Origin of the sequence: Limnohabitans sp. (assembly GCF_044361645.1) — a bacterium.
In the GTDB taxonomy this organism is placed as follows: Bacteria; Pseudomonadota; Gammaproteobacteria; order Burkholderiales; family Burkholderiaceae_C; genus Limnohabitans_A.
In genome coordinates this window covers 1-5,887 of record NZ_JBIKIL010000172.1, presented here as the reverse complement: position 1 = coordinate 5,887, position 5,887 = coordinate 1, and the positions used below count along the sequence as shown (strand labels likewise).

Annotated in this window: 5 protein-coding genes and 2 riboswitches; all 5 genes read right to left on the bottom strand. The window is 60.2% G+C overall.

Annotation, left to right across the window (positions count from 1 at the left end; all coding sequences use genetic code 11):
• A partial coding sequence (gene gcvPA / locus ACIQ39_RS18225; protein ID WP_396436005.1) for an aminomethyl-transferring glycine dehydrogenase subunit GcvPA occupies window positions 1-1,863 on the bottom strand: 1,863 nt, incomplete at its 3' end.
• 177 nt (window positions 1,864-2,040) lie between these two features.
• Window positions 2,041-2,406, bottom strand: coding sequence for a glycine cleavage system protein GcvH (gene gcvH / locus ACIQ39_RS18220; RefSeq protein ID WP_396436004.1), 366 nt, complete (start codon window positions 2,404-2,406; stop codon window positions 2,041-2,043).
• Window positions 2,407-2,528: 122 nt separating this feature from the next.
• Window positions 2,529-3,671 carry a glycine cleavage system aminomethyltransferase GcvT gene (gene gcvT / locus ACIQ39_RS18215; protein WP_396436003.1) on the bottom strand — a complete coding sequence of 381 codons (1,143 nt, stop codon included), beginning with the start codon at window positions 3,669-3,671 and terminating at the stop codon, window positions 2,529-2,531.
• Window positions 3,672-3,715: 44 nt separating this feature from the next.
• Window positions 3,716-3,846, bottom strand: a riboswitch (glycine riboswitch).
• Window positions 3,847-3,857: 11 nt separating this feature from the next.
• Window positions 3,858-3,974, bottom strand: a riboswitch (glycine riboswitch).
• Between the two features lie 9 nt (window positions 3,975-3,983).
• Window positions 3,984-5,261, bottom strand: a complete 1,278-nt coding sequence (locus tag ACIQ39_RS18210) for a TRAP transporter large permease (RefSeq protein ID WP_396436002.1) — start codon at window positions 5,259-5,261, stop codon at window positions 3,984-3,986.
• Complete coding sequence (locus ACIQ39_RS18205) at window positions 5,258-5,752, bottom strand: TRAP transporter small permease (protein WP_396436001.1); 495 nt, start codon at window positions 5,750-5,752, stop codon at window positions 5,258-5,260. Before ACIQ39_RS18205 ends, ACIQ39_RS18210 begins: the two co-directional genes overlap by 4 nt.
• Window positions 5,753-5,887 lie beyond the last annotated feature (135 nt).

Sequence of the window (5,887 nt, the reverse complement as noted above, 5' to 3'; positions counted from 1 at the left end):
GGCGCTGGCGGGGTTGGTGCCGTGCGCACTGGACGGGATCAGGCAGATGTTGCGGTGGCCCTGACCCTGGGCGCGGTGGTAGGCCTGAATCACCAAGAGACCGGCGTATTCGCCTTGTGAGCCGGCATTGGGCTGCAGGCTGATGCCTTTGTAGCCGGTGGCCTGGCACAGCCAGTCGCGCAGTTGCTGGTCCAGCAGTTGGTAGCCCGCCAGTTGATCGGCCGGGGCAAAGGGGTGGACACCAGCAAACTCGGGCCAGGTGATGGGGATCATCTCGCTGGTGGCGTTGAGCTTCATGGTGCAGCTGCCCAGCGGGATCATGCTGCGGTCCAGCGCCAGGTCTTTGTCGGACAGCTGGCGGATGTAGCGAAGCATGCCGGTCTCGGAGTGGTAGCGGTTGAACACCGGGTGCGTGAGGAAGGCGCTGGTGCGGCGCAGTGATTCGGGGATCAGGGGCTCGATGCCTTTTTCGAACGCATCGAAGCTGGGCAGTGACTGGCCCTGAGTGGCGGACTCGCTGGCGAACACCTGCCACAGGGCCTGGATGTCCTCGCGCGTGGTGGTCTCGTCCAGTGAGATCGCCACGCTTTTGTCGCAAGCCTTGCGCAGGTTGATGCCCGCGTGCAGGGCGCGCGCGATGAGCGGGGCCGAGGACTCGCCGATGGCGATCCACACCGTGTCAAACGCGGTTTCTTTGCGCAGCTTGAAGCCCAGGCTTTGCAGGCCTTGCGCGAAGACGGCGGTGTAGCTCGCCACGCGGCGCGCAATGCGCTTCAAGCCCTCGGGGCCGTGGTACACGGCGTACATGCTGGCCACCACGGCGGGCAACACCTGTGCGGTGCAAATGTTGCTGGTGGCTTTTTCGCGGCGGATGTGCTGCTCGCGGGTTTGCAGCGCCAGGCGGTAGGCCGGGTTGCCGTGCACGTCCACGCTCACACCCACCAAACGCCCAGGCAGCGATCGCTTGAAGGCGTCGCGGCAGGCCATGTAGGCCGCATGCGGGCCGCCCGCGCCCATGGGCATGCCAAAGCGCTGGGTGGTGCCCACCACAATGTCGGCACCCATCTCGCCCGGGGGCTTGAGCAGCGTGAGCGCCAGCAGGTCTGCGGCCACGATGAAGGCGGCGGATTGTGCATGGCTTTGCGCGGCATAGCCGCTGAGGTCTTCCACCAGCCCGGTGCTGCAGGGGTACTGCACCAGCGCGGCGAAATGCTCGGCGTTCAGCGCAGCGGTGAAAGCGTCGGCGCTCTGCGGCACCAGCACCTCAATGCCCAGGGGTTGGGCGCGTGTCTGGATCACCTCGATGGTTTGCGGGTGGCAGGCGCGCGATACCACGAAGACTTTGCTTTTGCTCTTGACGGTGCGCATGGCCAAGGTCATGGCTTCGGCAGCGGCAGTGGCTTCGTCCAGCATGGAGGCGTTGGCAATGTCCATGGCCGTGAGGTCGGTCACCATGGTCTGGAAGTTGACCAGCGCTTCCATGCGGCCTTGGCTGATTTCGGCCTGGTAGGGCGTGTAGGCGGTGTACCAGGCGGGGTTTTCCAAAATGTTGCGCAGAATCACGCCAGGCGTGTGGGTGCCGTAATAGCCTTGGCCGATGTGGCTTTTGAGCAAACGGTTTTTTTGCGCCAAGGTCTTGAGTTCGGCCAAGGCCGCTGCTTCGCTGATGGGGGCGGGCAAGTCCATATCTTGAGCGCGGGCGATGCTGCGCGGCACGATGGCGTCGATCAGCGCACGGCGCGAGGCCTCGCCGATCACCGACAGCATGTGCGCTTCGTCGGCCTCGCTGATGCCGATGTGGCGAGCGATGAATTCGGACGGGTTTTCAAGTTCGCCCAAGGGTTTGAGGGTGGACATCAGCATGGCAGTGCCTTTAGGGTTGAAAGATGGATCGCTTCGTGCCTCGCGATGACGCTCAAGTTGATGAACTTGGCGCAGTCATGGCGAGCGAAGCGTGGCAATCCAGAGTGGGGGCCGTTACAAGCATCGTGTGTCATGGCGAGCGAAGCGTGGCAATCCACAGGCTCAGAGCTTGGGCGTTTATTGGGCAGAGAACTGCTGGTAGGCCGTCTCATCCAGCAGAGCATCGGTCTGCGCCGGGTTGCTCAACTTGAGCTTGAAGAACCAGCCCTTGCCCAGCGGGTCGGTGTTGGCCAGCGACGGGTCGCCGCGCAGTTCTTCGTTGACTTCGGTGATCTCGCCGTCCACGGGCATGTAGACGTCGGCCGCGGCTTTGACCGACTCGACCACGCCAGCAACTTCTTTGGCCGAAAAAGACTTGCCCACTTCGGGCAGATCGACAAACACCACATCGCCCAGCGCATCTTGTGCGTGGTGGGTGATGCCCACAACAGCGGTGTCGCCGTCAATCTGCAACCATTCGTGGTCTTCGGTGTACTTGATCATGAGAGGGCTCCTTGTGTGTTGGAAAATTGAATTGGGGTCATTTAATTGGGGTCAGATCCCAATTGTTTGGCTGAAATGTGTGCGTGGATTTAATTGGGATCTGACCCCGATTAAGTGAGGCTTCAGCCACGGTGATAGCGGTTGGGCACGAAGGGCAGGGGGCTGACTTGCATGGGCACGGCTTTGCCGCGCACCAGAGCGTTCAGACGGGTGCCCAGCGCCGCATATTCTGACTGCACATAGGCCATGGCCACGGGTTGGTCGGCCGTGGGGGCCAGCAGGCCGCTGGTGACTTCGCCTACCCTCTGACCCGCTTCGTTGTGCAGCGCCACATGCTCGCGCACCGGCACGCGCTCCAGACCGACCAAGCCCACGCGCAAGCGCTGGGCCGGGGTGGCGCCATCGAGTTGTGCCAGGATCTTGTCGGCCCCCGGAAAGCCGCCTGCACGCTCCCCGCCGGAGCGGCGCAGCTTTTGCATGGCCCAATTCAGCTTGGCCTCGACCGGGGTGGTGGTGGTGTCGATGTCGTTGCCATACAGGCACAGGCCAGCTTCCAGGCGCAGCGAGTTGCGCGCGCCCAGGCCCACGGGCTTGACCTCGGGCTGGGCCAGCAAGGCGCGGGCAAGGGCTTCGGCGGCGTGGGCGGGCAAAGAGATTTCAAAACCGTCTTCGCCGGTGTAGCCGCTGCGCGTCACATAGATGTCGTTGCAGCCGTTCCAGCTGGTGGCCATGCCGGTCATGAAGACGAGTTGCTCAACCCCGGGCAGCAGGCGCTGCAAAGCGGCCACAGCCTGTGGGCCTTGCAGGGCGAGTAAGGCGCGGTCAAATTGCGGTTCGATGGTGCAACGGCTGCCAATTCGCTGCTGCATGTGCGCCAAGTCGCCGTGTTTGCACGCCCCGTTGACGATCACAAAGATGTCGCCTCCGCCAGCCACATCGCGGTTCACAAACATCAGGTCGTCGATGATGCCGCCCTCGTCATTGAGCAGCAAGCCGTAGCGTTGTTTGTTGACGCCCAGACCGATCACGTCCACCGGCATCAGGCGCTCGAAAGCAGCAGCGGCGTCTGGGCCGGTCAGGCGCAACTGGCCCATGTGCGAGACGTCGAACAAGCCTGCGGCGCTTCGGGTGTGGTGGTGCTCGGCCACCAAGCCTGCCGGGTATTGCACCGGCATGCTGTAACCGGCATAAGGCACCATGCGTGCGCCCAGCTCAAGGTGCAGGGCGTTCAAAGGGGTGGTGAGCAAGTCGGCAGAAGCGGTCACAAAAACTCCAAGGGCAATGGAAAACCACAGCACATGCTGTGGCGCTTGCCCTCGCTGTCCGCTTTACCTGAGCGATTCGCCGGGAAGACTGGGCTGTGGGCTCAGTTTCTGCGGGTTGCGCCTTCGGTGGATGCCGTGGATCGATGTCCCGGCACCTCTCTCCAGTGAGGTAACGCTTATGAAAAAAGCGTTTTGTCAGTCCTTTTGCCTGAGCGTTCAGCAGTGTTGCCACCGCCTGCGCCTTCGGCGGCCTGACTTGTTTCACGAGGGAAGACAAGTCAGGCGCTCTCCTGACAGGGGTGAATTCTAACTTTATTTGTTGAACACAATGTCCCGCAAGGTCAGTGATATTTCGGGCACGTAGCTGATGAGCGCCAGGCACGCCAAGATCACGCCGATGAAGGGGATCAAGTCTTTGATGACCCTGTCCAGCGAGATTTTGGCCACCGTGCAGGCGGCAAACAGGTTCACGCCAAAGGGCGGGGTGATCATGCCCAATGCCAGGTTGACCACCATGATCATGCCGAAATGTACCGGATCGATGCCAAAGTGAATGGCCACCGGCACCAAGATGGGGGCCAGCACAAGAATGGCCGCACCGGTCTCGATGAACATGCCAATGATGAACAAAGCCAGGTTGATGCCCAACAAGAAATACAAAGGCGACTGCAACACCTGCTCCAGCCACATGCCAATGGCCGCAGGCACGCCAGCTCGGGTGATCATGAAGGCAAAAAGCCCCGCGTTGGCAATGATGAACATGATCACCGCGCTGGAAATGACCGATTTGCGCAGGATGTTGTAAATGTCTTTGATGCCGATTTCGCGGTAGATCACGGTCCCAACGATGAAGGAATAAAGCACCGCCACGGCAGCCGCTTCAGTCGGCGTGAAAATGCCGCCATAAATGCCGCCCAGCACGATGACGGGCATGAGCAATGCCCAGCCGGCTTGCCAAGTGGCTTTGCCAAAGCTCAAGCGGCCATCGCCGTCGTTTTTGCCCCAGCCTTGGTATTTGGCATAAAGCCAGACAAACAGCATGAGAGATCCTGCGATGAGCAAACCCGGTCCAACGCCCGCGACAAACAATTCACCAATCGACACTTCGGCGCTCACGCCAAACAAAATCATGGGAATCGACGGGGGAATGACCACCCCCAATTCGGCCGAGGTGGCTTGCAAAGCGGTGGCCCAAGGCTTGGGGTAGCCGTGTTTGATGAGTGCTGGAATCAAGATGGCACCCACAGCAAAGGTGGTGGCCACCGACGAGCCCGAGACGGCCGCAAAAATCATGCAGGTCAAAACGCAGGTCATGGGCAGGCCGCCTTGAATGCCGCCCACAATGCTTTTGGAAAACTCAATCAGACGCTTAGAAATACCGCCGGTTTCCATGAGGTTGCCGGCCAAAATGAAAAATGGAATGGCAGCCAAGGGAAACTTGTTGATGGAGTTGAACATTTCCTTGACGGAAATGAGCATGTGGGCTTCGGCCACCTGAATGCCCACAATCGCCGACAGACCGATGGAGACCGCCACAGACACGGTCAGTGCAAAACACAGCAGCATCGTGAAAAGCATGGCAAAACTCATAATGAAGTCTCCAATTCCATGCGCTGCGGTTCCAACCAAAAACCGATGATGCCAACGATGCTGAAGGCAGCACCCACTGGCAAAGCCAAATAAGCCCAAAACATCGAGACGCCTTCAAGGCCAATCATCGATTGCACGCTGCCGCGCTGGGCATAGTCCCAACCCCACCACAAAATGACGCTGCAAAGGGTCAATGCCGAAATGGCCACCACACCATCCAAAAAGCGGCGCATGCGTTGGCCGCTCAGCCGGTAAAGCATGTCCACACTGATCATGGCGCCTTGCCGAAAAGCCGTGGGGATGCCCAAAAACACCATCCAAATCAGACAAAAGCGGATCAAGACCTCGGTCCATTCTGCGGGTGACTCAATGATGAAGCGGGTGAAAATTTGATGGATACCGAAGGCAGCAGCCAAAGCCATCATCAGGCTGGCAATCATCATCGACAAGGACGTTGTCCAGTGCTCGAAGCGTAAAAAGAGTTGTTTCATTGGACCATGGGATTGCTTGATCGGCATAGGGGGCAGTCAACATGACTGCGCCCCTGCCACACCACCTAGCATGCGGGTCCGCACTAGGCGGTTCGTGAGGTTGAGGTTCATACCAGACGTGGTGCTCCAAGCTTA